30 protein-coding genes, 1 pseudogene and 2 riboswitches are annotated in these 25,396 nt (G+C 47.4%); of the genes and pseudogenes, 15 read left to right on the top strand and 16 right to left on the bottom strand.

Going from position 1 to position 25,396, the window contains the following annotated elements; genetic code table 11:
- Window positions 1–63 precede the first annotated feature (63 nt).
- Window positions 64–879 carry a flagellar motor stator protein MotA gene (motA, locus tag C7R94_RS26230; RefSeq protein WP_106785575.1) on the top strand — a complete coding sequence of 272 codons (816 nt, stop codon included), beginning with the start codon at window positions 64–66 and terminating at the stop codon, window positions 877–879.
- Window positions 872–1,681 (top strand): flagellar motor protein MotB, encoded by an 810-nt coding sequence (gene motB / locus C7R94_RS26225; protein WP_047073463.1) that lies wholly within the window; start codon window positions 872–874, stop codon window positions 1,679–1,681. Before motA ends, motB begins: the two co-directional genes overlap by 8 nt.
- 165 nt (window positions 1,682–1,846) lie before the next feature.
- Here motB and C7R94_RS26220 read toward each other — a convergent pair whose 3' ends face one another.
- Window positions 1,847–2,170, bottom strand: a complete 324-nt coding sequence (locus C7R94_RS26220) for a hypothetical protein (protein ID WP_106785574.1) — start codon at window positions 2,168–2,170, stop codon at window positions 1,847–1,849.
- A 78-nt stretch (window positions 2,171–2,248) separates the two neighbouring features.
- Window positions 2,249–2,632 carry a winged helix-turn-helix transcriptional regulator gene (locus C7R94_RS26215; RefSeq protein ID WP_106785573.1) on the bottom strand — a complete coding sequence of 128 codons (384 nt, stop codon included), beginning with the start codon at window positions 2,630–2,632 and terminating at the stop codon, window positions 2,249–2,251.
- Window positions 2,633–2,834: 202 nt separating this feature from the next.
- On the opposite strand from C7R94_RS26215, the gene C7R94_RS26210 reads away from it, so the two are divergent.
- Window positions 2,835–3,653 carry an alpha/beta hydrolase family protein gene (locus C7R94_RS26210; protein WP_083995200.1) on the top strand — a complete coding sequence of 273 codons (819 nt, stop codon included), beginning with the start codon at window positions 2,835–2,837 and terminating at the stop codon, window positions 3,651–3,653.
- 26 nt (window positions 3,654–3,679) lie between these two features.
- On the opposite strand, the gene C7R94_RS26205 is transcribed toward C7R94_RS26210, so the two are convergent.
- Complete coding sequence (locus C7R94_RS26205; protein ID WP_106785572.1) at window positions 3,680–4,150, bottom strand: low molecular weight protein-tyrosine-phosphatase; 471 nt, start codon at window positions 4,148–4,150, stop codon at window positions 3,680–3,682.
- 67 nt (window positions 4,151–4,217) lie between these two features.
- On the opposite strand from C7R94_RS26205, the gene atoS reads away from it, so the two are divergent.
- From atoS to C7R94_RS26175, 6 genes are all read left to right on the top strand, one after another.
- Window positions 4,218–6,041 carry a two-component system sensor histidine kinase AtoS gene (gene atoS / locus C7R94_RS26200; RefSeq protein WP_106785571.1) on the top strand — a complete coding sequence of 608 codons (1,824 nt, stop codon included), beginning with the start codon at window positions 4,218–4,220 and terminating at the stop codon, window positions 6,039–6,041.
- A complete protein-coding gene (locus C7R94_RS26195; RefSeq protein ID WP_106785570.1) occupies window positions 6,041–7,444 on the top strand; it encodes a sigma-54-dependent transcriptional regulator in 1,404 nt (467 codons plus the stop codon). Before atoS ends, C7R94_RS26195 begins: the two co-directional genes overlap by 1 nt.
- A gap of 167 nt (window positions 7,445–7,611) precedes the next feature.
- Window positions 7,612–8,937 carry a short-chain fatty acid transporter gene (locus C7R94_RS26190; protein ID WP_106785569.1) on the top strand — a complete coding sequence of 442 codons (1,326 nt, stop codon included), beginning with the start codon at window positions 7,612–7,614 and terminating at the stop codon, window positions 8,935–8,937.
- Between the two features lie 80 nt (window positions 8,938–9,017).
- Window positions 9,018–9,121, top strand: a riboswitch (guanidine-I (ykkC/yxkD leader).
- Window positions 9,122–9,260: 139 nt separating this feature from the next.
- Window positions 9,261–9,614: a DMT family transporter gene (locus tag C7R94_RS26185; protein ID WP_106785568.1), complete on the top strand. Its 354-nt coding sequence runs from the start codon at window positions 9,261–9,263 to the stop codon at window positions 9,612–9,614.
- Window positions 9,611–9,925 (top strand): DMT family transporter, encoded by a 315-nt coding sequence (locus C7R94_RS26180; RefSeq protein WP_106785567.1) that lies wholly within the window; start codon window positions 9,611–9,613, stop codon window positions 9,923–9,925. The genes C7R94_RS26185 and C7R94_RS26180 overlap by 4 nt, the downstream gene beginning before the upstream one ends.
- 146 nt (window positions 9,926–10,071) lie before the next feature.
- Window positions 10,072–11,049: a cation diffusion facilitator family transporter gene (locus C7R94_RS26175; RefSeq protein WP_106785566.1), complete on the top strand. Its 978-nt coding sequence runs from the start codon at window positions 10,072–10,074 to the stop codon at window positions 11,047–11,049.
- A 72-nt stretch (window positions 11,050–11,121) separates the two neighbouring features.
- Here the strand turns inward: C7R94_RS26175 and C7R94_RS26170 are convergent, their stop codons facing one another.
- From C7R94_RS26170 to C7R94_RS30760, 9 genes are all read right to left on the bottom strand, one after another.
- On the bottom strand, window positions 11,122–12,459 hold the full coding sequence (locus C7R94_RS26170) for a hemolysin family protein (RefSeq protein WP_047073481.1): 1,338 nt from the start codon (window positions 12,457–12,459) through the stop codon (window positions 11,122–11,124).
- Window positions 12,460–12,676: 217 nt separating this feature from the next.
- Window positions 12,677–13,789: a site-2 protease family protein gene (locus tag C7R94_RS26165; protein ID WP_106785565.1), complete on the bottom strand. Its 1,113-nt coding sequence runs from the start codon at window positions 13,787–13,789 to the stop codon at window positions 12,677–12,679.
- Window positions 13,790–13,857: 68 nt separating this feature from the next.
- Window positions 13,858–14,160 (bottom strand): iron-sulfur cluster biosynthesis family protein, encoded by a 303-nt coding sequence (locus C7R94_RS26160; RefSeq protein WP_007724750.1) that lies wholly within the window; start codon window positions 14,158–14,160, stop codon window positions 13,858–13,860.
- Between the two features lie 143 nt (window positions 14,161–14,303).
- Window positions 14,304–14,660, bottom strand: coding sequence for a DUF3905 domain-containing protein (locus tag C7R94_RS26155; protein ID WP_047073485.1), 357 nt, complete (start codon window positions 14,658–14,660; stop codon window positions 14,304–14,306).
- A 109-nt stretch (window positions 14,661–14,769) separates the two neighbouring features.
- Window positions 14,770–14,946 carry a hypothetical protein gene (locus tag C7R94_RS30120; protein ID WP_158264713.1) on the bottom strand — a complete coding sequence of 59 codons (177 nt, stop codon included), beginning with the start codon at window positions 14,944–14,946 and terminating at the stop codon, window positions 14,770–14,772.
- A gap of 59 nt (window positions 14,947–15,005) precedes the next feature.
- A complete protein-coding gene (locus tag C7R94_RS26150) occupies window positions 15,006–15,185 on the bottom strand; it encodes a hypothetical protein (protein WP_106785564.1) in 180 nt (59 codons plus the stop codon).
- A 396-nt stretch (window positions 15,186–15,581) separates the two neighbouring features.
- The gene (locus C7R94_RS26140; RefSeq protein ID WP_106785562.1) at window positions 15,582–15,761 is read right to left on the bottom strand and encodes a hypothetical protein; all 180 of its coding nucleotides are present in this window, start codon (window positions 15,759–15,761) and stop codon (window positions 15,582–15,584) included.
- A gap of 790 nt (window positions 15,762–16,551) precedes the next feature.
- Window positions 16,552–17,220 (bottom strand): hypothetical protein, encoded by a 669-nt coding sequence (locus C7R94_RS26130; RefSeq protein WP_233220676.1) that lies wholly within the window; start codon window positions 17,218–17,220, stop codon window positions 16,552–16,554.
- Between the two features lie 345 nt (window positions 17,221–17,565).
- A complete protein-coding gene (locus C7R94_RS30760; RefSeq protein ID WP_233220675.1) occupies window positions 17,566–17,814 on the bottom strand; it encodes a glycoside hydrolase family protein in 249 nt (82 codons plus the stop codon).
- Between C7R94_RS30760 and C7R94_RS26120 the strand changes: the two genes are divergently transcribed.
- The gene (locus tag C7R94_RS26120) at window positions 17,754–18,344 is read left to right on the top strand and encodes a hypothetical protein (protein WP_233220674.1); all 591 of its coding nucleotides are present in this window, start codon (window positions 17,754–17,756) and stop codon (window positions 18,342–18,344) included. The genes C7R94_RS30760 and C7R94_RS26120 overlap by 61 nt on opposite strands.
- A 748-nt stretch (window positions 18,345–19,092) precedes the next feature.
- On the opposite strand, the gene sspK is transcribed toward C7R94_RS26120, so the two are convergent.
- Window positions 19,093–19,224: a small acid-soluble spore protein K gene (gene sspK, locus C7R94_RS26115; RefSeq protein ID WP_007724732.1), complete on the bottom strand. Its 132-nt coding sequence runs from the start codon at window positions 19,222–19,224 to the stop codon at window positions 19,093–19,095.
- A 97-nt stretch (window positions 19,225–19,321) separates the two neighbouring features.
- Between sspK and C7R94_RS26110 the strand changes: the two genes are divergently transcribed.
- Genes C7R94_RS26110 through C7R94_RS30435 form a run of 3 tightly spaced genes read left to right on the top strand, consistent with a single transcriptional unit; the run spans window position 19,322 to window position 19,965 of the window.
- Window positions 19,322–19,594 carry a DUF3886 domain-containing protein gene (locus C7R94_RS26110; RefSeq protein WP_106785560.1) on the top strand — a complete coding sequence of 91 codons (273 nt, stop codon included), beginning with the start codon at window positions 19,322–19,324 and terminating at the stop codon, window positions 19,592–19,594.
- The gene (locus C7R94_RS30440) at window positions 19,594–19,740 is read left to right on the top strand and encodes a hypothetical protein (protein WP_007724729.1); all 147 of its coding nucleotides are present in this window, start codon (window positions 19,594–19,596) and stop codon (window positions 19,738–19,740) included. Before C7R94_RS26110 ends, C7R94_RS30440 begins: the two co-directional genes overlap by 1 nt.
- Window positions 19,741–19,788: 48 nt before the next feature.
- A complete protein-coding gene (locus C7R94_RS30435; protein ID WP_007724726.1) occupies window positions 19,789–19,965 on the top strand; it encodes a hypothetical protein in 177 nt (58 codons plus the stop codon).
- A gap of 58 nt (window positions 19,966–20,023) precedes the next feature.
- Here the strand turns inward: C7R94_RS30435 and C7R94_RS26105 are convergent, their stop codons facing one another.
- From C7R94_RS26105 to C7R94_RS26095, 3 genes are read right to left on the bottom strand one after another with little or no spacing between them, the layout of a single operon-like run.
- A complete protein-coding gene (locus C7R94_RS26105; RefSeq protein ID WP_106785559.1) occupies window positions 20,024–21,211 on the bottom strand; it encodes an ABC transporter permease in 1,188 nt (395 codons plus the stop codon).
- Window positions 21,208–21,927 carry an ABC transporter ATP-binding protein gene (locus C7R94_RS26100; RefSeq protein ID WP_047073491.1) on the bottom strand — a complete coding sequence of 240 codons (720 nt, stop codon included), beginning with the start codon at window positions 21,925–21,927 and terminating at the stop codon, window positions 21,208–21,210. The genes C7R94_RS26105 and C7R94_RS26100 overlap by 4 nt, the downstream gene beginning before the upstream one ends.
- Before the next feature lie 26 nt (window positions 21,928–21,953).
- Window positions 21,954–23,231: an efflux RND transporter periplasmic adaptor subunit gene (locus C7R94_RS26095; RefSeq protein ID WP_106785558.1), complete on the bottom strand. Its 1,278-nt coding sequence runs from the start codon at window positions 23,229–23,231 to the stop codon at window positions 21,954–21,956.
- Window positions 23,232–23,441: 210 nt separating this feature from the next.
- On the opposite strand from C7R94_RS26095, the pseudogene C7R94_RS26090 reads away from it, so the two are divergent.
- Both C7R94_RS26090 and C7R94_RS31060 read left to right on the top strand, forming a co-directional pair.
- Window positions 23,442–24,791: pseudogene (locus C7R94_RS26090) on the top strand (glucose-6-phosphate isomerase); the annotation flags it as partial.
- A complete protein-coding gene (locus tag C7R94_RS31060; RefSeq protein WP_327935347.1) occupies window positions 24,774–25,031 on the top strand; it encodes an excisionase family DNA-binding protein in 258 nt (85 codons plus the stop codon). The pseudogene C7R94_RS26090 and the gene C7R94_RS31060, both read left to right, overlap by 18 nt.
- A gap of 64 nt (window positions 25,032–25,095) precedes the next feature.
- A riboswitch (TPP riboswitch) is annotated at window positions 25,096–25,212 on the top strand.
- Window positions 25,213–25,396: the final 184 nt, after the last annotated feature.

Below are 25,396 nucleotides of genomic sequence, written 5' to 3'. Positions count from 1 at the left end.
GAGAGCAAAAATTCCGAAACCATATATAGATAGATTTCGATTATGGAAGTAGGGAGTGTCACGATGGAAAAGTCTACCTTGATAGGTATAGTTTTAGGTATTATCGCAGTAGTGGTCGGGATGATCTTGAAGCATGCGAGTCCGGCGGCATTACTGAATCCAGCAGCATTTATGATCATCATGGTAGGTACTGTTGCTGCTATCTTTAACGCATTTCCTATGTCGGAAATCAAACGTATTCCTGCTCTTTTCAAGATAATTTTTAAAGAAGAAAAGCTCCCTGAAAAAAAAGAATTGATCGGTCAGTTTATGAACTGGGCTTCCATCGCTCGCCGCGAAGGATTGCTTGCACTGGAAAACACTTCTGATGAGATTGAAGATCCATTTCTGCGTAACGGCATGAAGATGATCATTGATGGTGGGGAACCGGATTTTGTTCGCGATGTTCTGAATGAAGAAATTCACGCCATTGAAGAGCGCCATCAGGCAGGGGCACTCGTCTTTAGCCAAGCGGGAAGCTACGCTCCGACTCTTGGGGTATTGGGTGCGGTTGTCGGACTGATTGCCGCCTTGGGTAACTTGAGTGACATTGATGCATTGGGTGTATCGATTGCGGCTGCGTTCGTAGCTACCTTGCTCGGTATTTTCACGGGTTACGTATTATGGCACCCGTTCGCGACCAAGCTCAAACGGAAATCAAAGGCAGAAATCGAAATCAAAAAAATCATGGTCGAAGGATTGCTTTCCATTCAAGCAGGTGTATCCCCGACCGCAATTGAGCAAAAGCTGCTGGTTTACATTCCGTACCAAGAGCGTGCGGAAATGAAAGAAGAAATGAAGGAAGAGAAGAGGGAGGAAGGAGCTGCGGTAAATGGCTAAGCGACCAAAGAGACATGCTCATCATGAAGAGCATATGGACGAGTCTTGGCTAATTCCATACGCGGACTTGCTTACCCTTCTGCTTGCTTTGTTTATCGTGTTGTTCGCCTCTAGCGAGATGGATGCGAAGAAGTTCGACCAAATGGTTCGGTCGTTCAGCGTTGCTATGAACGGCGGTGTGGGTGTCATGAACTACCCGAGTCCGGTGCCGCTAGACCCGGAACTTCAGCAGCAAACCTTGCACAAAGGCGCACAGGAAGCAGAAAAACAGAAGACAGAAGAAGAAAAGCGTCTGGAAGAAGCAGTTCGCAAAGAGACAGAGGACTTGAAAAAGCTACAGACAAAGCTGGACGGATACATTCAGCAAAACAAGCTGCAGGACAAGCTACAGACTAAGCTCACCGAAGAAGGACTGCTGATCACTATTTTGGACAATGCATTGTTTGACTCCGGTAAAGCTGATCTGAAACCGGAAGCGAGAAAGCTTGCGAGCGAAATGGCAGGGATGCTGGTGCCGCACCCGAAAAAAGTGACCGTAACCGGTCATACGGACAATGTGCCAATTCGCCGTGCAGAGTTCCCATCCAACTGGGATCTCAGTGCCAAACGTTCCGTTAACTTCTTGAAGGTGCTTCTGGAAAACAAGAACCTAGACCCGACGAAGTTCAGCGCAACAGGCTTGGGAGAATACCATCCGGTAGCGCCGAATACATCGGCAGAAGGCAGAGCGAAAAACAGACGGGTAGAGGTAGCAATCCTGCGTGATCTGGCTTCTCCTCCGAAAAATACTGTGAATCCGTAATAACAAAAAGGATAGCTTCCTCGAGGAGGCTATCCTTTTTTTGTTTTAGTAGCTGTAGTGGAGGGGAAGAAGCCCATTTCCAGTCTACGCTTCGGCCTACGCCCCGCAAGGGGTTAGACTGTCCGCTCCGAAATAAATGGCGGGAGCGCTTCAAAACAGAAAACGTTATATCGTTTTTGTATGTGATAAAAGCTGAAAACCCCCGCCATTTATTTCGGAGCTAGGTCGGGCTCCAGAGGCGCTAGGACTGGAAATGTGCTTCTTCCCAAGCTGCTTTTTTTCTACATCTTGAAAGTAGCATTCAAAAGGTTTTTTCTTAAAAATTGCAGGTAGAATCTCAACAGCTCGCAGAGGAAACAGGAGAAAACAGCGAAGATCTTTGGACACACCTACCGAGGCGCAGTGAAAAAAAGAGAAACTGCCTTTAGCGTCCACCTCTGAGAAGCCTCCTGGATCATCGACTTTGGACGCGGTTTCTCTTTTTTTCACGGAGCCGGCACCTCATGCTTCCGCGCAGGTGTTCCAAGAAGCTGAGCGTTTTCTCCTGTTTCCTCCCCACCACAGCAGCTAGTCAGAGGACGCCTCCCCCAATTCCAGCTTCAATTGCCCCATCCGCATTTCGCCCCACTCATACATCATTTCCACAATGGGCAACAGAGTCATCCCCAGCTCCGTCATGGAATACTCCACGCGAGGCGGAACCTCCGGATATACTTCCCGATGAACAATCCCATCCTCGATTAGCTCTTTTAACTGATTCGTCAGCATTTTATGTGTGATTTTTGGAAACAGCCGTTGCAGCTCGCTGAAGCGATGCGGGCCTTCTACTCCTAAATGCCACAGGATCACAACTTTCCATTTTCCGCTGAACATAGACAAGGTCAGCTCCTTGGAACAGGTGAAATCACCGTTTTTTATTTTTTCCAAGGTTTCTTTCCGCAAATCGGACATAGTTTTTCTCCTCACAATCTATCTTCGGTGCAACAGCTCTAGCAAAGTAAGCATTCCTATGTTGCGCCTCGCTCCCTTCCATCATAAACCGTGCGGGATGATTTTTCATTGAGTTTTCCGGTTCATCTTGACAGCGTTCATGAAAATGAAGATAATAAACATAATAACTAAGTAAACAACTCGGAATACTAAAATAAAAGAGGTGAGTTCTTTGGAACGGATTTTGCAAATACCTAGCGACACGATTTCGTTAACGGCTACCTTGCATGAACCTACATGCACAACAGGCAAGACCAGAGTGAAATACCCGTTGGTTGTCATTTGCCATGGCTTTATCGGCAGTCGGATTGGAGTGAACCGCTTGTTTGTAAAAGCTGCCAGAGAATTAGCTTCACACGGTTTTGGCGTACTGCGCTTCGATTACGGAGGCTGCGGGGAAAGCGACGGGGATTATGGGGCAGGTGGTTTGGATGTCCTGCTTGCGCAAACACGTGATGTTCTCGACCATGTTTTCACGCTGGAACAGGTAGATAAGGAGCGTGTCTGCCTGTTAGGGCATAGTCTGGGTGGTGCGGTCAGTGTGTTGACGGCGAGCCAGGATAAACGAATACACTCGCTCATCCTATGGGCACCAGTAGCACGCCCCTTCGAGGATATCGTTCGGATCGTGGGGGAAAAGGAATACAAGGAAGCAGTTTCATACGGCAAAACGGATCATTTGGGCTACGGATTGGAAAAGCGCTTTTTTCAGTCGCTGGGTACCGCTTTACCGTTGCGTCAAGCCAAGCAGTTTGAGGGCGATGTGTTAATCCTGCATGGCAATCGGGATGATGTCATTGCGGTGGATGCCATGTTCCATTATGAGCGAGAGCTGCATCTGCGGAGACGGGGGAGCTGCGAAACAGAAGTAGTTGTAGGAGGAGACCATACCTTTTCCTCGGCGGACAGCTACAAACGCTTGATTGCCAGTACGATGAGCTGGCTGGCAAGATTGCAGGAGAAGGAAACGGTAGCAGTATAAGAAAAAGGGATGGCCCTGATGACGGGCTATCCCTTTTTGGCGATATTGGCTTTAATTTCGTTCAAGAGCCCGCGGCAACCCGCATTCACCAGGTCATACACATAGGTGAATCGCCCGGTATAATAAGGGTCCTCCACATTTTGTTCCTGGGCAGAATCGGCAAAGTCTAGCAGGCGGTACACCTTTTTCCCTGACGGCGCCATCTGCTTGAGCGCGGACAAATTTTCTTCATCCATGCAGACGATATAGTCGTACTCCGAGAAGTCCTGTGTGACAATTTGGCGAGCACGCAGTGTGTCATACGCAATCCCATTCTCGGTCAACACCTTTTGTGTGCCTTTGTGCGGAGGTTCACCTGCGTGCCAGCCACCGAGCCCCGCTGAATCGATGGAGATTTCCCCTGCCAATCCCTCCGCCTCTACGAGATGGCGAAATACAGCTTCGGCCATGGGCGAGCGGCAAATATTGCCCAGACAAACGAACAAAACGGTGGTCATATGTACGTTCCTCTCTTCCTGTGTGGATGCTTCTGTATGTTAGAATACCATAAGGAGGCCATTTGCAATGAAAACATATCTGTACCGCATACGTTTTGTCGTGGCTGTCATTGTTGTCACCGTTTTACCGATTATCATTACCGGAATCGTATTGGTAAAATCGGCAGAGCAGGCTTTACTGGCGGAAAAGAAGCAAAAGCTGATCGCCATCACGCAGCAGCTGGATTTTGCGCTGTCAAAAGATTTTGACACAATCGTCGTGGAAGCTGGATTAGAAAAAGCGGAAAAAGAGCACAAGCTCCAAGCATTAAACGAGAAAATGCAACCGCTTACAGATCGGATCGCTCTAGCCCACCCGGGAATTGGCGTCGGCTATTATTCCGCAGCTCTCGATTCCATCGTGACGTATGGACCCAGCAATGAAATGAACTTGTACATAGGACAATCGATTAGCGAAAACCATCCGGGTCGCAATGTCATGCAGACGCGGCAGATTGATGTAGTAATCGGCGAACAAGTACGCGGCAACATTATGAACGCCATGGTTCCACTCATTCGCAATGATCAAGTGATCGGCTATGCTTGGGCGAATGAGCTCATGTCTACGATTGATATACAACTTGCGGGAATGCGACAAAGCATTTATGCGATTTTGGGCATTGGCTGTATGATCGCAGCAGCGGCCAGCGGTTTGCTCGTCCATCGCTTTGAAGTGATTTTGTCAGAGATCAAGTCAGGACTGAAGCGGCTTAGCCAAGACCTTTCCTTTCGTTTAAGGAGAATGGACGGCGAGCCTGGAGAAATTACAGGTGCGATCAACAATCTGGCGAGTGATTTACAGGCTAGCCGTAGCCGAACGGAGACTATCATGAATAGCATGGACAGCGGGGTCCTCGCTTTGGATCAGAGCGGGCACCTGATTGCATGGAATGAGGCAGCGATACATATGATTGGCTTCACGTCCAGTCGAGCAAAGGGGATGCATTACACGGAAGTTTTTACAGAGAGTGAGGCTCTCCTTCATATCCTGTTAGATACGCTACAAAACGGTCAAGCCATCCGGGATGCTATATGGCGCCATCAGCATCCGGACAGGGGCATACTCTGGCTAAAGGTCAGCTCTTCTATTTGGAAAAATAACGCAGATGAAGTGCTGGGGGCGATCGTTGTGCTCGAGGATCGTACACAATGGCGAAGGATGGAGTCAAGGCTGGCTCAAGCCGAGCGGCTCGCGGTTATAGGTGAGTGGGCGACTAGCATTGCCCATGAGGTACGCAATCCGTTGACGGCTATCAAAGCCTTCGCCCAGATCATCGAGGAAGAATGGCCAAAAGACCATGCTTCTCGGGAATACACAGGGATCATTGTGGAGGAAGTCGAGCGTCTGAACCGTTTTACTGACGAGCTCTTGTTATTTTCTCGTCCCAATGAAGAGTCGAACGTACCTGTGCGCGTGCAAGAGGTAATCCAGCACACGCTCAAGCTGATGGAACATGTCGAGGGCTTTAGCGGAGTGAATGTACAACTTGTGTGTCATGAGGATATTCCTGCCGTGATGTCTTCACCAGAGTTGTTAAAGCAGGTGTTTTTGAATATATTGCACAACGCACTGCAAGCAAAGCCAATGGAAGGTCGTATTCAGATCGAAATCAAAAACATAAATAATGATGTGCATGTCCAGGTAACGAATGACGGTCCGCCTATTGCGGAAGAAAATCTGCTGACTATATTCGAACCGTTTTTCACGACGAAGCAAACAGGTACGGGACTGGGACTGGCGATCTCCCAACGGATTGTACAAGCGTATGGCGGACATATTTTTGCTCAAAATACCCCCGAAGGCGTTTGCTTCACTGTCGTACTGCCGATTCGGGCAAAAGGAGGATTGTGATGACGAGCAAAGTGCTGATCGTAGACGATGAGGCAAATGTGAGAAAGGCATTGTCAACTACGCTGCGCAAAATGGGATACGAGCTCTTGGAGGCTAGCAGTGGAGTAGAGGCTTTGGAGCAGGTCGAACGCTTTTGCCCGCAAGTCATGCTTTTGGATCTGCGTATGCCTCATTTAGACGGCATGGATACATTGCGTCTCCTGAACGAGAGAAAGGGAAGGCACCCGAGGGTCGTAATGATGACTGCCTATGGTTCTGCCAGTGACGTCATGGAGGCAATGAAGCTGGGAGCATTTGATTATGTGCAAAAGCCATTTGACTTGGGGCAGGTCAAACAAGTCGTTGCTCATGCACTTACACAGGGAGAGTCGCTTGAGCAAGGCGAAGTCGGGAAAGTCCTACAGGAGGAGCAAGCGAATCCAAATGGAACCAGCTTGATCGGCCTGAGTCCGGCTATGCAAAACGTGTACAAGCTGGTGGGAAAAGTAGCAATGTCTAAAGCCACTGTTTTGATTGAAGGGGAGAGCGGAACAGGCAAGGAGCTCATTGCAAAAGCGATTCATTCCAATAGCCCTCGGGCGGACAAACCGCTCATTCCTGTCAATTGCGGCGCGATTCCTGAAAATTTGCTGGAAAGCGAGTTGTTTGGATATGAACGGGGTGCATTTACAGGTGCCGTTCATCGCAAGCAAGGACTGCTGGAGCTTGCGAATGGAGGTACGTTGTTCCTTGACGAAGTAGGAGAACTAAGCCTTTCTTTGCAGGTAAAACTGCTGCGGGTTTTGCAGGATCGCGTATTTATTCGGGTAGGCGGCATCGAGGCTGTATCGGTTGATGTCCGTGTGATTGCTGCTACCAATCGTGATTTGCAGGAAAGAATTCGCCAGGAGCTTTTCCGTGAAGACCTATACTACCGGCTCAATGTCGTTCCGATTCGCATGCCGCCACTTCGGGAGCGAAAAGAGGACATTCCTTTGCTTATCCGTCACTTTCTCGCCAAATATGGAAAAGAGGCAGGGAAGCATGACCTCTGCTTGTCCGCTGCTGCCACGGAAGCGCTAATCGCCTACCACTGGCCAGGCAATGTGCGCCAGCTCGAGAATACGATTGAACGGGCTGTTGTTTTAACCAGAGGAGCAGTTATCGGTCACGAGCATGTCTTATCCCCCCTTCAGGACAACAAGCTGAACGAATCGACCCAAGGCCTTGGCAAAATCAGCTATGAAGACCGAACCATGCGGGAAATCATTGCCCAGGTCGAGCAGGAAGCAATTTCCCATGCCTTGCGCAAAGAACGCGGCAACAAGCTACAGACAGCGAAAAGGCTGGGCATATCAAGGCGGGCACTGCTCTACAAGCTGCAAATGTACGGATTAGATTCGGCAATAGGTGAAAGAGACTAATCGCCCGAAGTGCGCAAACAAGTGTCATACTGTGCAAAAAGTAGTCAGCATAACAGAGCAATTATTTTGAAAGCGCATTCATTTTCCTTAAAAAACAGCTTGGCATCCCTCTTGCTATATCGAAAGGCCATAAGTACACGAATGCTTTTTGAAAAGGGGATGAAAATGTGTTTCAAGCCATAACGAATGCTTCGGTCCGCATGGTGCAACGCTATTTGCCAGACGCTTTTTTATTTGCAATTATTCTGACCTTCCTCGTGTTTTTTGCCGGAATCGTTGTCAATGGCAAAACGCCGATCGAAATGGTCAACTACTGGGGAGGCGGCTTCTGGAGCCTGCTCAGCTTTACGATGCAAATGGTCTTGATCTTGATTACGGGTCATACGTTAGCCAGTACGAATATTTGTAAGCGTGGCTTGAATGCCTTGGGATCACTGGCAAAGACGCCAGGTCAAGCGATTGTACTCGTCACAGTCGTTTCCTGTGTGGCGAACTGGATCAATTGGGGATTTGGGCTTGTCATCAGTGCGCTATTGGCACGCGTTCTTGCCAATCAAGTGGAAAAGGTAGACTATCGATTGCTCGTCGCAAGTGCATATGGCGGATTTGTTGTCTGGCACGGAGGGCTTGCTGGCTCTGTTCCTTTGACGATCGCTACGGAAAAGCATAGCCTGGAAAACATCATCGGTGTCATTCCTACCTCAGAAACGATGTTTTCACCGATGAATTTGACCATCGTAGCCGCAATCATGATTGTCCTCCCGATTGTGAACAGATTGATGATGCCTGCCGAAAAAGATACGATTGTATTCAAGGGAGAAGGGATAGAGCAACAAGAAATGGCTGCTGCTTCTGATTCTACAATCGACAATACTCCTGCTTCCAAAATGGAAAACAGCCGATTGATCTCCGTTCTTGTCTCAGCACTCGGAATTATTTATTTGATCTACTATTTTGCTGATAAAGGCTTTAAGCTGAATTTGGATGTCGTCATCATGGGTTTCTTGTTTTTGGGCATACTCCTTCATGGGACACCGCGCAAGTTTTTGGATGCCATGAATGAAGCGGTGAAAACCACGACAGGGATCGTCGTGCAGTTTCCGTTTTATGCAGGGATCATTGGGATGATGACGGCTTCAGGACTGGCGGCGAGTATCTCCCAATGGTTTATCAGCATCTCGACACCTACTACCTTCCCGCTGTTCACGTTTTGGAGTGCAGGCTTATTGAACATATTCATTCCTTCTGGTGGAGGGCAATGGGCAGTACAGGGACCAATCATGCTGCCTGTTGCCACTGAGCTGGGCGTGTCCCATGCAAAAGTCGCGATGGCCATTGCTTGGGGGGATGCGTGGACGAACTTGATTCAGCCATTCTGGGCATTACCTGTGCTAGCTCTTGCTGGATTGGGTGCGAGGGATATCATGGGCTATTGCTTGATGATGCTGATCGTGACAGGCGGCATTATCAGCTTGGGCTTCTTGCTTTTTTAGCGAGGTGTGCAGCTTCATTGCCAATCGAGGCGTGTTTTGATATGATGATAACAGTTACCCCAAGAAAAGAACTGCATATGTACTGAGTTTTCTAGGGTTCCGCGGTTAGTCATCTGGCCGGTCAGGACCGAGAGAAAACCCACGACTACGGTCGTGTACACGGAGGGATAAAAGCCCGGGAGAATATCTGTGATGGTATTCACCCGAGGCTTTTTTTGCATTCGGAAAGCCTAAGCCATCTTGGATGAGTATGTATTTTGGGGAACGATAAAAACGGATACGTCCGTTGCGATGAGCGTAAAAGAAAGAGGAGGGAGCCAGAAATGGGGAAATATTGGTTGATGGTTGTCGTAGCAGCAGTATTTGAAGTCATGTGGGTAGCGGGCTTGAAGCATGCCGACAGCTTTTGGTCATGGGCGTTGACAATTATTGCGATTATTATCAGCTTTGGTGTTTTGGTGTATTCAGGGAAAAAGCTGCCGACGAGTACGGTTTATGCGATCTTCGTCGGTTTGGGTACGGCAGGTACCGTTATTAGTGAAATGGTCTTGTTTGGCGAACCGTTCAGCTGGGTAAAAGTGGGCTTGATCGCGCTTCTTCTGGGCGGAATCCTTGGGTTGAAGCTGGTCACACCAGATCATGAAGAGAAGCCGAAGAGGGAGGGTGAAGTGGCATGACATGGTTATCCTTAATTTTTGCAGGGTTGTTTGAGGTCGTTGGCGTGATGGGGATTACACAAGTCAACCAAAAGCCTTCGTTCCGCTCGTTTGCGGTTCTAATCGGTGGCTTTTCCCTCAGCTTCTTCCTCTTATCCTTTGCCATGAGAGAAATCCCCATGGGAACCGCCTATGCGGTTTGGACAGGGATTGGTACGGTAGGCAGCGCTCTTGTTGGAATGTTGTTCTATGGAGAAGCAAAAGACAAGCTGCGGATCTTGTGCATCGTCGTGGTGATTATAGCAGTAGCAGGATTGAAATTAGTAGCATAAGGTAGCGGTATCAAGGAAAGGCAGATATTCCACTTCGGATGTCTGTCTTTTCTTTGTGTATATGTTCCATTTCTCATAAGGAACACTCCTTACGAATAGGGAATAGTAAAGAAAATCGTCTCGTTCAAGGAGGGAATGGCAACACCATGAGCTCTTTCTGGGCAACGCTAAAAAAGGGAAATACGTCCTCGGCGACAGCGGCCTTGGGAAACACAGGGCTTGCGATCGCAAAAGGCTTTGCGGCTGTCTTTAGTGGGAGTGGAGCCATGTTTGCTTCAGCGATGCATTCTGTAGCCGATGCAGTCAACCAGTTCTTCGTTTTCTTTGGCAGCGTACTCGCAGAGAAAAAACCGACACCGAGGTTCCCTACAGGCTTTGGTCGTGTCATTAACATTTTCTGCATGGTCGCGGTGATCGTCGTAACCATCATGGCCTACGAAACGATTATCAAGGGCTTCCATCTCATTTCCGAGCCAGCAGAATCCAGCCATTTTTGGTTGAATTTCATCATTTTGTCTCTGGCGGTCATTGTGGATGGATACGTGCTTGTAAAAGTGATGTTCGAAATCATTCATGAAGCTCGGGTGGAAGCGAAGGGCTTTGCTGTCATCCCAGCAGCTTTTCGGAATGTAGGGCGTGCGGCTCCCCCGACCAGACTTGTCTTTTACGAAGACATCGTAGCTACGCTCGGCGCGTTGTTGGCACTTATTGCCGTTATCGTCACTACGTTTACTTCCTTTGCCTTGCTGGACGGGATTGCCACCATTTTAATCGGGATTCTCATGGTGGGTGTGGCATTCAAGGTAGGGTATGACAACATGGTGGGTTTGATTGGTATTGCAGCTCCCAAAGAAATCGAGGATCGGGTAGCCAAAGTCATTCTTGCTGATCCGGATGTGACGGACATCAACCAGATGCGGATTGTACAGGAAGGGCGTTTTTACCATGTGGAGAGCTACGTAGAGCTACGGACGGGACTGAGTCTTGCTGTGGCGGACGATATTAAATACCGTATTCGCGACAGCTTGCTGACTGATCCGGATATTAGCGATGTGACGATGGGGATTTTGGAGGACAACGGCGTGGACGACTGGAAGCAACTAACGGACCAGGGAACCACGTAGACAAATAGAAAAAGCCCCGCACCAGGCAAGTAAGCAGGTGTGGGGCTTGGGTTTGTGTGAAGGGTGTGATGATTAGGAGACGGTCAACAGTTCTTGTTGCTCCGATTCATCTTTTTCCAAACGCGTAATCAGAACACGTGTGACACGGTGATGGTCCATCTGCTTGACGGTGAACAGGTGGTTTTCCCATTCTACTGTCGCACCAACAGCGATGTCTTCTTCCAGTTGGCTATACAGCCAACCACCGATCGTGTCTACATCTTCGGATTCGAGTTCGAACGGAAGATGGTCATTCAGGTCAGCCAACACGAGCATACCGGATACAGAGAGGCCATTGTCCAGCTTTTCAATCTCTGGTCTTTCCTCATCAAACTCGTCTTGGATATCCCCAACGATTTCTTCCAGAATATCCTCCATCGTCACGAGACCGGCTGTTCCACCGTATTCGTCGATGACAATCGCGAGCTGTGAACGGTTTTTCTGCATCAGGCGCAATACCGTGCTGATTTCCATGGTTTCCGGTACGGTTAGGACAGGGCGGACCAACGTATCCAGCTCTACGCTTCCGTCTTGCAAGGCAGAAAGGTAGAAGTCTGTCGCATGGACAAAACCAATGATGTTGTCCTTGTCCTCAGCTGCAACCGGAAAACGCGTGTGGCGCTGCGAGCGGATAATCTCCAGGTTTTCTTCAAAGGTATTCGTTGTATATAAGCAAACCATATCAATGCGCGGGATCATCGTTTCCCGAGCAACGGTTTCGGAGAAGTCAAAAACTTGTTCCACAAGAGCCAATTCGGTTTGGTCGATATGGCCACTTTGGTGACTTTGATTGACCAGAAGACGAATTTCTTCTTCGGTATGCGCCGCTTCATGTTCCGAGATGGCTTCGAGTCCGAGTCGTCTCATGAGAGCGTTGGCGGTTCCGTTCAAGAACCAGATGGCAGGGTAAAGCAATTTATAGAAAAACATCAATGGCGCGGCAACCCACAACGAGGTGATTTCTGCTTTTTGAATGGCCAATGATTTCGGAGCCAACTCACCCAAGACAATGTGGAGGAACGTAATAATCGCAAAGGCTACACCAAAAGAAATCGCGGAGATCGCATAACCAGGCAATCCTGAAGATCCAAGCAAAGGCTCCACAATCATATGGGCAATGGCCGGTTCCCCGACCCAACCCAGTCCCAGCGAGGCGAGAGTGATCCCGACCTGGCAGGCAGATAGGTAAGCGTCTAGCTTATGCGTTACTTTTTGGGCATAGACTGCACGTCTGTTACCTTCATTCACCATCTGTGTCAGGCGCGTTTGCCGCACCTTCACGAGTGAGAACTCTGCGGCTACGAAAAAGCCGTTGAGAAAAACAAGAAATATAACAAGCAGTAGGTTGAGCACTATCGGGACGGTGTCCAAGTAAAAAGTCATCCTCTCTGGAATTTTATGAAAGTACTATTTTCTATTTTACTCTGATTGGGTGGAACGCACAAAAGCGAAATACCACCGTAGAGGGCGTTTTACGCCCTTTTGGTCGGGAAGAGCGACTCTCAGATAACCGTAGCGCATGTTTTTGCGCCCGGAGAACGCCGCAGATGGGCATCCATTTTTGTCAAGCAACGCAAAGTGCAAGGATTTACCTGTGCAGTATTTGTTGGGCGTAGACGAAAAAAACTGACAAAACCGCAGCTAGACCGAGATAGGCAGCTAACACTTTCCACTTTGTAGAGGCAGGTGCATCGTAGTACGTTGTGAGCTGGTGCATTTGCTCATCCAGTTCGGCTAACCTCTCTTGCGCCGCACGTTCTCCATCACGGAGCGCATCCGATGGGATCGGTCGGTTTGGGTCCGAATCATAATACAGAACAGGCTCTCGTTCCCACAGTCTGAACAGTTCCCATTTTCTGTTCACATACACTTTATCGAGTCGCTTGAAGTCGCGCTGAAGGCGTTTTTTGTCCTGCAAAAACGGAATATAAAATTTCTTTAAATCTTCCTGATTGATCGCATTTACCTCGGCATTCATTTGCATGCGAATATCCCATGTCGATTCCAGTGCGGGCCATTTGGCTATGCTTTGCTGGAAGTCTGCAATCCTTTCGCGCTCGTATTGCAGGAGCTTTTGTTGATAGCTGCCACGCAGGCGGTTGTACCACGTAATCAAGCCGATGATGAAAATGAACACAGTAATCGGTCCTGGGTTGGCGAACAGCATAACGCCAAGCCCGGCTAACCCGATGAACCAAATTTTCGTCGACAATACCGAAACGATGCGGCCGCCATCCAGCGGGGAGATGGGCAGCAGATTAAATAAATTGAGCATGGCGCCCAAGTAGATAACCAACCCCCAGAAAGGGTCCTGCGTATACCAATACAGCGGGAGGGCAGGCAAGAAAGCAATCATCCCCGCCAAGGGTCCGCCGTAGGCTAGGTATGCCTCCGTTTTTGCATCACGCGGCATGTCTTTCATGGCGATGAAGGCTCCGGCAAAAGGAATAAACACAGCGGGTGAAGTCGCGATTCCTTTTCGTTTGGCGGCAATCACATGGCCCATTTCATGGACGAAGATCAGATAGACGAGAGCCACGGCGAATTTCCATCCGTAAAAAGCGGCATACGCCCACAAGGTAATCCCCATGGATATAATGGTGGTGCCGAATTTCGAAAACTTCAGTATGCCAAGTATCCATTTTAAATTGGCAAGTAAGAAAGCACCGATCGCCAAAAGGACTGAACGGCTTTTTTTCATTGTTTTTCCTCCCAGAAGATATAGGCAGATATTCCTTCTTACGAATCACGCAGAGAAAAGTTTCTGTTCTAGTTGCCATCCAGACGAGGGTTGGTGAAGTGAAAGCCGTACTCGCCATAAAGCGGATTGTAGCTCAGATGTCCCCCGTCGAAATACCAGAAATCAGTTGGGCGAATGACAAAGCGCAATCCCTCTACTTCAAATACAGCATCATCGGTGAGGGCCTCATCTTTTTCAATCGCATAAAACATGCCACCGGTCCCGGGGCCGCTTGTTCGTACATATAATCGAAGCGTATCTCCCGGTACAAAGCCAGCATAACGTTGATAGGCAAGGGAAAACGCTGGTTCTATCGCAAGTGTGATACTCATGGACTAGCTCCTTTCTGCTACTTGTCTTCCATTGTAACACAAGTCAGAGTAGTGTCCCGAGGACGAAGGTGCAAGCGCAATTCAAAAACACCCGTCCGGTCAGAAGTGCCTCTGCCGAACGGGCTTGCATGAAAAAGCTGTCATTAGTCTTTGCCTTTGCTCACATCGAGGGTAGGGTGCATAAACCGCGCTCTGTCTGGTTCTTCTTGATCCTCAAGGAGCTCACGGTTTTCTATCGAGTTCCAGCCAATGTCATTGGTCGGATGTACCCACCGGTCTCCTGCCATGACGGAGGGATCAGTTTCTGTACTCCAGTTGTGTAAGGGAGATTCCTTGGACTCGTACAAGCTGTCACCGATGACGACTCCGAACTCATTGACGAATGGCTTTTGAATCGTACGGGACGAGTTCTTGAAGTCAGGAGCACTGATTTGATGTGGCAGCGTCCCATCGAGGGAAATATCCTTCGTCTTGTCGTTCTGTTGCTTCTCGTTATCCATCATCTGGACCTCCTTTTATCCCATAGCATGCATCAGTCACTGACCCCTTATTCGGTTTCGGAGGGGAGCTTGTGCCCAGCCCAAATGAGACCTAGCCGTGTTACCCTTTTTATGGTCTATCCATGAAAGTTCTACTTATAGCTTCTGCCTCGAATGTATGGGTTATATTTTCTTTTCCGGCATAATTAATTTCATTTAAGTGTACTTTCTTTTTATGTTGTCTATCAGCCACATATCCAAGAACAAGCACTGGTACAATAAAAGCTAATAATATTCCCCAAAACATGCAATGACGTCCTTGGCGGTTGCCCAGCCAGCCTCTCAAGGGAGAGTGGGCTGCGTTTTTTATTGTGGTCCGCTAATATCATTACGTACTTCGTTTAGATAATTCTCTGTGTACACCATTTGGGAGCTGCTCAAGTTCTTGGAAGTCTTTCTCATTTTTCTTTTGTTAATCTGGTCATAAATTACACCAAATACGATCAAGCCACCAACAATGGTTAATAAGAACGCCCACATTGGCATAAAAATCCTCCCTCACGAGATGCTCGCTTTATGTATTAGAATCATTTTTCTGTAATATGTTGCACCTTATTTTTTAAATTACTTCGTCCAATTATGTTATATTTTGGTCCCGATATTAGGTTTTATGTAAAACTTCGGTTTTTGGTTGGAGTTGCCAATCATCTGAAAGCTCTAATGGGGTAATTTCGGTTTTTCTATGAATAGCCAACCCGAAGAAATCCAAAAGGCAATTGATGGTTTGATTCAAGGTCTGGGAATCTCTGAAGAGGAATATTGGACTGACTATGTCGTTAAAGGATACATAAAGCAAGACACGATCAGCAGGCTCCGTAGTGAGGTTTTAGAAGGCATTGAGGGTCAGGCTAAGAGAAACGAAGCGAAAGTTGTGAGACCTGTCTAGTTTTCCTTATTTGCTTCACGGGTTTCATCCGAGCGAACTTTTCCAGACATTACATCATCGTAAGGGGTATAGTTAGGCGGATTTGGAAGTCTTTTCTCCTTGATTGATCGGAAAACAATTCGGGCAATCAGGACAACAAAAGTAAATATAATCAGAACTACAATCACTTGTGTCATGGTACAATCACCACCTATGAGTTTTTAGTCTTCACGACACGCGCAAAGTTTCCTTCAGCCGATTGCTTATGCAATCGGCTTTTTGTATACAGTAACGCAGCCAGCCAGTGAGGGGCAAACACTCATCTTCATCTGTTACAACATAATGAAATATTCGAAACATAAGACCGAGACATATCGAGAATATGTGCGACTTCTTCTTGCGATTTTCCTTCCTCCAGCATCCTCAAAACCGTTGCACGCAATTTCTTCTTTGTAGGCTTAGTCATTGCTGGACCCAACATAGCATTAATTCGTTCAAGGTGAAGTTGCCGAGGTAATCCGGCAACCCTGCGCCTATATTTCCAGACGAAAGCAATTGTTTCTCTTCAACAACTGGTTGGATTTCCACAGTCATTCTCGGGAGAGCACCAGCATTCTTACTAGTTAAGTTAACGTCAAAATGTTGGCTTAATTGTTTACTGTGTCGATTACCAGGACATCTTCTACAGGTGTGTCCTTTTCAAAACCAAAAGTACAAAGAATAAAAAAGAACACCAACTAAAGTGATTAGTTAGTGTCAGACTTTTTGTTTTTCCACAGTCTACATGACAGGGGGCAGATCAATTTTCTAAGAGCTTTTTTGATTGTTTTTTTATTCTTTGATATTAAGTCAACTATAAAAATCAAAATCACGATAATGATGGAATGAATTAGAGGTTTTGTAACACCAGATCCATCATAAAAAAACAAGCTATAACAAAATTAGCTATAAAAGTAATAAAATATCCAAGCATTTGTAAATCCTTCCTTAAAACCAAGCATCTATTACTGTAGATTTTCTTATATCTGTTTCAACATTTCCCCCTGAATATTCGGAGTTTTTAGTTACTCTTATTTCTTTTTTAATCTCATAATCTCCTATAAAGTTCCCATTCATATCAAATTTACCTGGACCTAGTTCTCTATAGGAATATTTGATATAAAAATACAAATGTTCTGGATTAATAGGCGCTAAAAAATAATAAATACCAAATCCGCCAGCAGCAGCTACTCCAATTTTACGTGGATCAGGTAAGCCTTTATTTTTTGCCCATTCAACGGTAGCTGAAGCCAAAGCAATTTTAGTTGCTGTTTTAAATCTGTCTGAAGCAGTATAATCATTCAATTTCATATGCACATAGGGAGTTGGATAAGAAACAGCGGCTTTAGCAATAGAGTTGAACTCTGAAGCAAGTAACTTATTGGACCTAGCTATAGATTCGGGTGAGGTATTCTCTCGTTTTAAATTTCCATTTACAATTTGAAATTCAATATTGGCTCTTTTTAATAGTTCGACAACCCTAGGTACAGGCGAAGCTTTTTCATTACTTTCTGCGGAAGCAGTAAGAGGGATATTAAAGACTAACAATAAGCAAACAGAGAAAAATAGAGAGTAAATCCTTTTCCTTACAAAAAATCCCTTTTTGGTTACATTCAAATCCATTATATACCAATTAAGAGTGATAATGTAAGTGTCCTTTGAAAATAAAGTACTAGACTCAAAAAAAGTTTTAGACTGGGACACCTTATCAGATAAGGCTTCCAGAACATTTAGGTCCTGTTGTTACCGCTGAGTACCATGTTCAGTCTACAACTTGGGGTAATACCAGCGTAGCTGGGATATTTGTGAGTATACTTCATGTCTTTACAAAATAAAGTTGCTTCTTCATTTCTTCTTTTTTGTAAATTCCTATCATATGAAAATGCTTTGCTGACTAATTTTGAACAAGTATCACTTTGAGCTGATGTAATTGGGCCAATTAAATGATATATCAACGCATATTTAAGCATAGCTACTACATCTGTGGGTTTCTAGCACCCCAGGATCTCCATTATAAGTGAGCGAAACAAGTGCATCAAACTGAGATTGTGTAAATTGACAACCTGTAGGAAGTTTTAATTTATTTACTGCCGTTACAGCTTTTGCAGTATCATCAGCAAAAAAAGTATTTGCCTTAGACTGAGAAATTGGTGAAGTATAACCTAGATTTAAAAAGTTTGATAGAGCATCAGCTTCTGCTTGGGAATTCACTTGGGGAGGGAGCGACCATTTGTATTAAACTGCGCTCTATGTTAGTAGGTCTTATTTACGGTTTGGTGACTATGTTTTTTTTGAGTTTTATCATTTCTTTTCTCGGAGATTTCGCAGCTGGCGGCATGTCGGTTGGGGGAGCATCGTTTGGGGGATGGGTATGGTTTTTTGCGACATCCCTATTTCCTGTCTCTGTTATTTCTGGTATTTCAGGTTACTTCCAGGCATTCAGGAACATTCGCCTATGGGGATATTGGGTTTTATGTGCTTTTCTAGGTTTTATAATCCCCCTTTTCATGGGGTCAGTTGGTGCTACGCTGATGCTTATTTTAGAGTATGGCTTTGAGCGTGTAATGACCCCGTCACCAGAGATTACAGCGAATGATATCATGCATGACTATTTTAAATTAGCCCCCCTATATGCCCTGATAGTACTGCCAGTTACGACACCCTTTTTGGCTCTTTGGCTTAAAGGAATGCAAGCTTTTCTAACCTATGTTGAAAATAAGTGGAAAAAGGAGACCTCGTGAGCTGTAAGGATCGAATCTCCTTCGAACCGGCCAAATCATTATGAGCGTCAATAGGCTAGTAAATGGGGTACCGCCAGCAAAGTAACCAGAACCCACGTTAAGGGGAAAAGTGCCGTAAAATACGCCTTTTGCGACAGTTTTTGTGGGAGCATAACGGTGTGAATCGGCATTATTGCCTTCGTAATCAGTGAAAAAAGTGACGCAAAAGTTTCTTAGCGTAGGAAAAAGTGGCTTATTTGATTGGCCTCAACTTTTTAGTTGGGGCTCTTGTTATAAATTAGAGCGTGATCGGGTTCGGGTTCTTTTTTGATGGAGTGACCAATCATCTGAACGGCTCTAATGGGGTAAATTTCGATTTCGATTTTTCAATGACTAGCCCCAACCCTACACATAGAATAAAAACGTATAAAAGGGCCTTTGTAGCTCGTTTGGTTTAAACATAACCGGTAGCAAAGGGATTTAGCCTAATCAAGACGTTGATCGGGATATTCGGAGGGCCTACGACTTAACTGCTTGCTGATGTATTTTCGATTTCCTATTCTGAGCCCTTCTTTGTTTATTTTGTCCGCAACCAAAGAAACGTTCCCTTCAATTGCATACTCATGAATGGTTCTCTCCTGCTCTATAATTTCTTCGCGTAGCTCTTCAATGAACTGTCATTCTCATGAGATTACACGCCCCCTAGACTCATCAAACTTTAGAAAGAGTAATAACCGCCGAGCATAATGGCTGCCCGGCGGTTTTTTTGTTAGCGGTTTTCTTTTAGCCTTTCTTGTGGTTCACTATTAATGGAGCCGTCAGAGCGGACAGCCTCGGATTGGGCTTTGGGTCCTCGGATTTCAGCGGTTTTTCCAAAATCTTTTTCTTTGTTGCGAACCATGTGATGTCCTCCTCTTTGTGAAAGATGAAGATAGTATGACCCGGATGGGGCCAGAGAATGAGGACAGAATGAGGATAGGGAAAGGGTGGCAATTCAAATGGCGAAAAAACAACGAAAAACACAGCGTCAAGCAGAGACAACGACTATGACAGACGCGAAAAGCGGATTGAACAGTTTGAAGGATATGCTGAATGCAGATGCGCTCGGGGCACTGAAGCAGCTTGAAAAAGAAATGAAGACAGAAGGCGAGCGCAAAGCGAAGGCAGCAGCCGAACAAATGCGCCGGGAGCAGGAAGAACGCGAGCGAAACAAGAGCTTTACTGAGCTTTTGGACGATTACGAGAAAAAAGGCGGAGGCAAGTACAGCTAATGCGGGATGGACGGCAAACGGACCGACCGGATACTTCCAAAAACGGTTTGATGAAGAAGCGGCAACAAGATATTAAGGACGAGTCGATCAAGGAGCGGGGCCGGATGGTCCTCGGCCGATTGGGCAAAAAGGACCCGAAGAAGTGATTTTTTCTCTCTAATTCCCATATAGCTAGGAGTGAGGGGAGGGAGGTCATGGGGACAATCCTGCTCCTGTTTAGCCTCTTGTGCGTGGCGGTGGGTACCTGGAAGTTAATCGGGATCTACAAGGCAGAAAAGGCAGACAGCAAGCCGCTCTGGTGGACAGTCGCGAGCGTGGGGATTGCGCTTTTTTTTCTTTTGAAGCTGGTAACAGATACGTTGCCAACATAAACAAGCACCTGTAGCCAGAGAGCCTACAGGTGCTTGTTTTTTCAAAAAGGGTACTCCATTATTCGTAGCGCAGTGCTTCGATTGGATCGAGCTTGGCTGCCTTGTTGGCCGGGTAGAGGCCGAAGAAAATACCGATGGCACTGGAGAAGCCAAATGCGATAAATACGCTGTTCCAGGACATTAGCGGCGGCAACTGTGCAAAATAGGCGATGATCGAAGCGATACCAAGGCCGAACAACACCCCGATTAATCCACCGATCAAGCAGACGATGACCGACTCAATCAAAAACTGAATCAAAATATCTCGTCGGCGTGCCCCTAATGCTTTGCGAATCCCGATCTCGCGCGTACGCTCTGTCACGGATACGAGCATAATGTTCATAACGCCGACGCCCCCAACCACAAGGGAGATACCAGCGATGATACTGAAGATCAGCGTCAAGGTGCCCGTCATTTGATTAAACTGATCCATCGATTCTTGCATGCTGCGAACTCTGTAATGGTCTTCCTTTTGATGCTTGCGGCTCAAATACTGTTTGACCTGCTGCATGGCTGGGTCGACAGAGGCTTTGTCGATCGCTTTTCCCATGATCATTTGGACTGAAGGCTCTTCCTGCAGGCTCAATTCGTAACGGATGGGAATAATCGCTCCGTAGCTTGTTGCCATGTCAAACTTGAACTTCTCTTCCGTGTACGTCCCGATTACGACGAGAGATTGATTTCCCCAGCGAACACGCTGACCAATCGGGCTCATTTGACCGAACAGCTTTTGAGCAAGAGCTTCCTCTAGAACGATGACCGCACGTTGCTCTTTATCATCTACCTCGTTGAAAAGTCGCCCTTTTGCCACCTTCAAGGTTGATTGCATCGAAAAATAATCAGCAGTGGAGGCAGTGAGGTTGACGCGTTCTTCCTTTTTCGGTCCCTTCAAATCAATCGTACTGGAGTTGGAAGGCACGATGTATTCGATGGCAGGACTAATCCTGCCGAGCACCTCTGTATCTTCCACAGTCATATCTTCTGAGGCTATCTCTTCTTTTGTCTCCCAATTGATGAATACGCTAAACGTGTTTTGCCCGAACTTTTCCATCTCTTCATTGATGGCTTTCTGTCCACCTTCACCGAGTGCCGTGACGACAATGACGGAGGTAATCCCGATGATGATCCCGAGCATGGTCAAGATTGAGCGCATTTTGTTCGCCCAAATACCCTCCACGGCGGTGTTAAAGCTTTCCATAAAATTCATGTGACAATCACCTCGTCAGATGGCTTGGAGAATATTCGCTCCGTAACCTTTTCATCGCGAATGATCACGCCATCCTTGAAAGTCACAATCCGCTCTGCGTGCTGGGCGATATCCAATTCGTGTGTAACGAGAATGATCGTAACGCCCTGCGCATGCAGCTCCTGAAACATGGCCATGATTTCGACCCCGGAGCGGCTGTCCAGATTTCCCGTCGGTTCGTCTGCCAGCAGGATGGCTGGCTTATTGACCAGTGCTCTGGCAATCGCCACACGCTGTTTTTGACCACCGGACAGTTGGGTCGGCTTATGATCCATGCGTTCAGCCAGTCCCACACGCTTGAGTGCTTCTGTAGCCCGTTTGCGCCGTTCTGAGCGACTGACATTTGCGTACATCATCGGCAGCTCTACATTGTGCAAGGAGGTAGAGCGGGCGAGCAGATTAAACGATTGGAACACAAAGCCGATCTTTTGGTTGCGAACAACGGCGAGCTCGGTATCCTTTAGGCTGCTGACCTCAATGCCATCTAGCATGTACGAACCCGAATCTGGACGATCCAGACAGCCCAGCATGTTCATAAACGTCGATTTCCCTGATCCTGATGGCCCCATGATGGCAACGAATTCGCCTTGTTCCACCAGCAGGGAGACACCTTTTAAGATGGGCAGTACGGTATCACCCGTCTTGTATGCTTTCGTCAAGCCTTCTACATGAAGCATCGTCGGCTGACCTCCTTCTTTACGTGTTACATGCCCATTGCTGCGCCGCCGCCACTCATCGGCATGACAGGTGCTCCTTCAGTCAGGGATTCGACAGGGCCTAGAATCACTTGCTCATCACCGTTAAGTCCGGACTTGACGTGAGTGAACAACTCATTTTCCATGCCGGTTTCGACCTTCTGCTTTTTCGCCACACCATCAGCAGCTACCCAGACAAAGGTGCTGCCGTCAGCATCTTGCTGTACAGCTTCGATTGGCACTTGCAAGGCATTATCGATTTTTTCGACGGAGATGTTGATGTCCACATGGAAGCCAGGCTTCAAAGCAGATAGATCGCCAGATGGCTTGAGGGTGACTTTGACGCGTGTTTTATCACCTTGCCCTGACTTGGTGGCTGTAGTCGTCGCGGTTGGAGAGATGCGAGCTACTTCCGCATTCAGCTTTTTCTTTCCAAGTGTCACGCCTTCAATCGTGGCAGATTGACCGATTTTGAGCTTGTTGACATCGGATTCGTTGATATCTGCTTCAACCAACAGATTGTTCAGATTGGCAAGGGTCAAGATTTCTGTTCCCTTGTTGACGTATTGACCGTTATCAGCTGCAACGCCAATGACGGTTCCATCCATCGGTGCTACGACGACACTTTGGACTCTTTCTTTATTCAGCTGTGCTTTTTCTACATTCAGCTTGTTGATTTGGGCTTGCTGAGCGGCAATGTCTTCCTTGCGTGGCCCCTTTTGCTTGAGCGCGAGCTGTTGCTTGGCAACATTCAGCGTAGATAGGGCACTGTCCATTTGTGATTTCAACTTGTCCAGCTCTTGCTGGGTAGAAGCGCCAGAAGTGAATAATTGATTCATCCGATCATATTCCCGCTTTGCCGCATCGTATTCACGCTGGGCTTGGGAGACACGTTCTTGGTCCTGCGCGACTTCTTCCGGCTCGTTGCCGATTTGTGCCTTGGCGAGGTTGGCTTTGGCCAATTCCATTTGCGCTTCCAGCTCGAGAATTCTGCTATCGACATCTGACGTGTCAATTTTCGCGATCACTTGTCCCTTTTTCACCTTGTCGCCTTCCTTGACGACAAACTCACGTAAGGTTCCGGTGACATTGGCGTACTGTTTGAGCTTGTCCTCTACGGTGACGACCCCTGATGTCAAAACCTTGCTTTCCAAAGCTGATTTCGTTGGTGCGCCGATGCTGACAGGCATTCCCATAGCTTGTTGCGATCCCATCATGGAAAACGCAACGCCCCCGATGCCCAGGAGGACTACGACGGAACCGATGATCCACCATCGTTTTTTCATGTTCATTCTCCTTGCTTTGGTAAGAACCATATTATTTCATTGCTCGAAAGGTTTTTACGGAAGTGCTGGAAAAAGGTAACATGAAATGCCGAGTGTTCACATTTTGGACATAATTAAACGCATTTTGATACGTTTCATCGGGAAGTTCTTTGCCGCCAATTGCCGTGATATCATAGATAAAGATGAGATGACGTTCCTCGGAGGGGAGCTATGAACAAAACGATTCGTTTTGATTACGCCAACGCTCGAGCCTTTGTCAAACAGCATGAGTGGGAGCAGCTTTCTCCAGCGATCGAAATTGCGCATCAAATGCTTCATTCAAGGACTGGACCCGGTAAGGATTATCTTGGTTGGGTCGATTGGCCGGAACAATACGACCGGGACGAGTATGAGCGAATTCGCCAAGCTTCAGTACGGATTCGATCGGATTCGGATGTGCTTCTGGTGATTGGCATCGGAGGCTCATATCTAGGGGCAAAAGCGGTGCTTGACATTTTGGGCCACAGCTTCTACAATTTGCTGCCGAAGTCCAAGCGGCGTTCTCCAGAGATTTATTTTGTGGGCAACAATATTAGTCCGATTTATATCTCTCATCTGATGGACGTATTAGAAGGAAAAAATGTGTCCGTCAACGTCATCTCAAAATCGGGCACGACGACTGAGCCCGCTATCGCGTTTCGACTTTTTCGGGAATGGCTGGAAAAGAAATACGGACGTGAAAAGGCCAAAAAACGAATTTACATTACGACTGATAAACAGCGGGGAGCCCTGAAAAAGCTGGCGGATGACGAGGGCTATGAGTGCTTTGTCATCCCAGATGATATCGGTGGGCGATATTCAGTCCTGACCGCGGTTGGATTGTTGCCGATCGCTGTAAGCGGGGCGAACATGGATGCTCTCATGCAAGGGGCCAGGGATGCACGCGAACGCTACATGGTCATGGATTTAAGCGACAATCCGTGCTATCAATATGCGGCGATTCGCAATGCACTCTATCGAAAAGGCAAGACAGTGGAGCTGTTGGTCAGCTATGAACCGCAGTTTCGCTATTTTGCAGAGTGGTGGAAGCAGCTCTTCGGGGAATCGGAGGGCAAGGACGGCAAAGGAATTTTTCCGGCTTCTGCTGAGTTTTCAACGGACCTGCATTCGTTGGGCCAATACATACAGGACGGCATGAGGCATTTATTCGAGACCGTTCTGTATGTGAGGAAGCCCGCTGTGGATTTGACTGTTCAGGAGGACCCCGCTGACGTCGATGGATTGAATTTTTTGACTGGCAAACGAATGGGGTATGTCAATAAAAAGGCTTTCGAGGGAACGGTGCTGGCCCATGTGGACGGCGGCGTACCGAATCTGCTTGTGGAAATACCGGAGGCGACAGCTTACTATCTCGGCGGACTGATTTACTTTTTTGAAAAGGCATGCGGAATCAGCGGCTATTTGCTAGGCGTCAATCCGTTTGATCAGCCAGGGGTGGAGGCATACAAGGCCAATATGTTTGCCTTGCTGGGCAAGCCGGGCTACGAGCGGCAGAAAGCGGAATTGGAGGCTAGATTGCGCGAGAATAAGACGTATTTGACCGTTGAGGAGACAGCCGCCTATTTGGAGCTTCCCGAGACGTTTATTATGGAAAAAATCAAGCAGGGACGCATCCGTGCTGTCCATGATGGCAATGAGTACATCATCAACAAAGAGCAATTCAATCATCATCTGGAGGAAATTCGCAAGCTCCGGGAGTTCGAGGATGCCGCACGTCATGAGCCGATTCCCGAGAGCTACGATGTGAAGGACGAGGATTAACCAGCGGACGTGCTTGTCAGATGGTTGCAAACAGGACTATACTTACAGAGGAATATCATAATGAACAAGCAACTTGGGGAGTCCTTCATGCGGGGCTGAGAGGATGGAAGCAATCGACCATCGACCCATTGCACCTGATCCGGATCATGCCGGCGCAGGGATACGGTTGCCGGCAGACAGCGCTTTTTCGCTTGATTGTTACCTATGCGTATGTAGCCCACCTTTTCCTGCTCGGGAACTGGTGGGCTTTTTGTTATGAAGAAGTGGACATGTGGCTGTATGTGGAGAGAAGAATATTTCTAGTCTAGGCTCCAGGCTCCGTCCTGCTGGGGGCTGGGACTGCCCGCTCCGAAGGGATTCGCGGG

Origin of the sequence: Brevibacillus sp. NRRL NRS-603, assembly GCF_003013445.1 — a bacterium.
In the GTDB taxonomy this organism is placed as follows: domain Bacteria; phylum Bacillota; class Bacilli; order Brevibacillales; family Brevibacillaceae; genus Brevibacillus; species Brevibacillus formosus.
This window is presented reverse-complemented; position numbering and strand designations above follow the sequence as displayed.

Excerpts from the sequence above, each read along its gene's own strand:
- C7R94_RS30120 (WP_158264713.1), bottom strand. The coding sequence starts at position 14,946 with ATGTTTTGGGGAATATTATTAGCTTTTATTGTACCAGTGCTTGTTCTT.
- C7R94_RS26155 (WP_047073485.1), bottom strand. The coding sequence starts at position 14,660 with ATGGATAACGAGAAGCAACAGAACGACAAGACGAAGGATATTTCCCTC.
- sspK (WP_007724732.1), bottom strand. The coding sequence starts at position 19,224 with ATGGTTCGCAACAAAGAAAAAGATTTTGGAAAAACCGCTGAAATCCGA.
- motB (WP_047073463.1), top strand. The coding sequence starts at position 872 with ATGGCTAAGCGACCAAAGAGACATGCTCATCATGAAGAGCATATGGAC.
- C7R94_RS26180 (WP_106785567.1), top strand. The coding sequence starts at position 9,611 with ATGACATGGTTATCCTTAATTTTTGCAGGGTTGTTTGAGGTCGTTGGC.
- C7R94_RS26160 (WP_007724750.1), bottom strand. The coding sequence starts at position 14,160 with ATGAGTATCACACTTGCGATAGAACCAGCGTTTTCCCTTGCCTATCAA.
- C7R94_RS26095 (WP_106785558.1), bottom strand. The coding sequence starts at position 23,231 with ATGAAAAAACGATGGTGGATCATCGGTTCCGTCGTAGTCCTCCTGGGC.
- atoS (WP_106785571.1), top strand. The coding sequence starts at position 4,218 with ATGAAAACATATCTGTACCGCATACGTTTTGTCGTGGCTGTCATTGTT.
- C7R94_RS26185 (WP_106785568.1), top strand. The coding sequence starts at position 9,261 with ATGGGGAAATATTGGTTGATGGTTGTCGTAGCAGCAGTATTTGAAGTC.
- C7R94_RS26175 (WP_106785566.1), top strand. The coding sequence starts at position 10,072 with ATGAGCTCTTTCTGGGCAACGCTAAAAAAGGGAAATACGTCCTCGGCG.
- C7R94_RS26110 (WP_106785560.1), top strand. The coding sequence starts at position 19,322 with ATGGCGAAAAAACAACGAAAAACACAGCGTCAAGCAGAGACAACGACT.
- C7R94_RS26105 (WP_106785559.1), bottom strand. The coding sequence starts at position 21,211 with ATGAATTTTATGGAAAGCTTTAACACCGCCGTGGAGGGTATTTGGGCG.
- C7R94_RS30435 (WP_007724726.1), top strand. The coding sequence starts at position 19,789 with ATGGGGACAATCCTGCTCCTGTTTAGCCTCTTGTGCGTGGCGGTGGGT.
- C7R94_RS26205 (WP_106785572.1), bottom strand. The coding sequence starts at position 4,150 with ATGACCACCGTTTTGTTCGTTTGTCTGGGCAATATTTGCCGCTCGCCC.
- C7R94_RS26195 (WP_106785570.1), top strand. The coding sequence starts at position 6,041 with ATGACGAGCAAAGTGCTGATCGTAGACGATGAGGCAAATGTGAGAAAG.
- motA (WP_106785575.1), top strand. The coding sequence starts at position 64 with ATGGAAAAGTCTACCTTGATAGGTATAGTTTTAGGTATTATCGCAGTA.
- C7R94_RS26150 (WP_106785564.1), bottom strand. The coding sequence starts at position 15,185 with ATGCCAATGTGGGCGTTCTTATTAACCATTGTTGGTGGCTTGATCGTA.
- C7R94_RS26215 (WP_106785573.1), bottom strand. The coding sequence starts at position 2,632 with ATGTCCGATTTGCGGAAAGAAACCTTGGAAAAAATAAAAAACGGTGAT.
- C7R94_RS26165 (WP_106785565.1), bottom strand. The coding sequence starts at position 13,789 with ATGAAAAAAAGCCGTTCAGTCCTTTTGGCGATCGGTGCTTTCTTACTT.
- C7R94_RS26100 (WP_047073491.1), bottom strand. The coding sequence starts at position 21,927 with ATGCTTCATGTAGAAGGCTTGACGAAAGCATACAAGACGGGTGATACC.
- C7R94_RS26140 (WP_106785562.1), bottom strand. The coding sequence starts at position 15,761 with ATGACACAAGTGATTGTAGTTCTGATTATATTTACTTTTGTTGTCCTG.
- C7R94_RS30440 (WP_007724729.1), top strand. The coding sequence starts at position 19,594 with ATGCGGGATGGACGGCAAACGGACCGACCGGATACTTCCAAAAACGGT.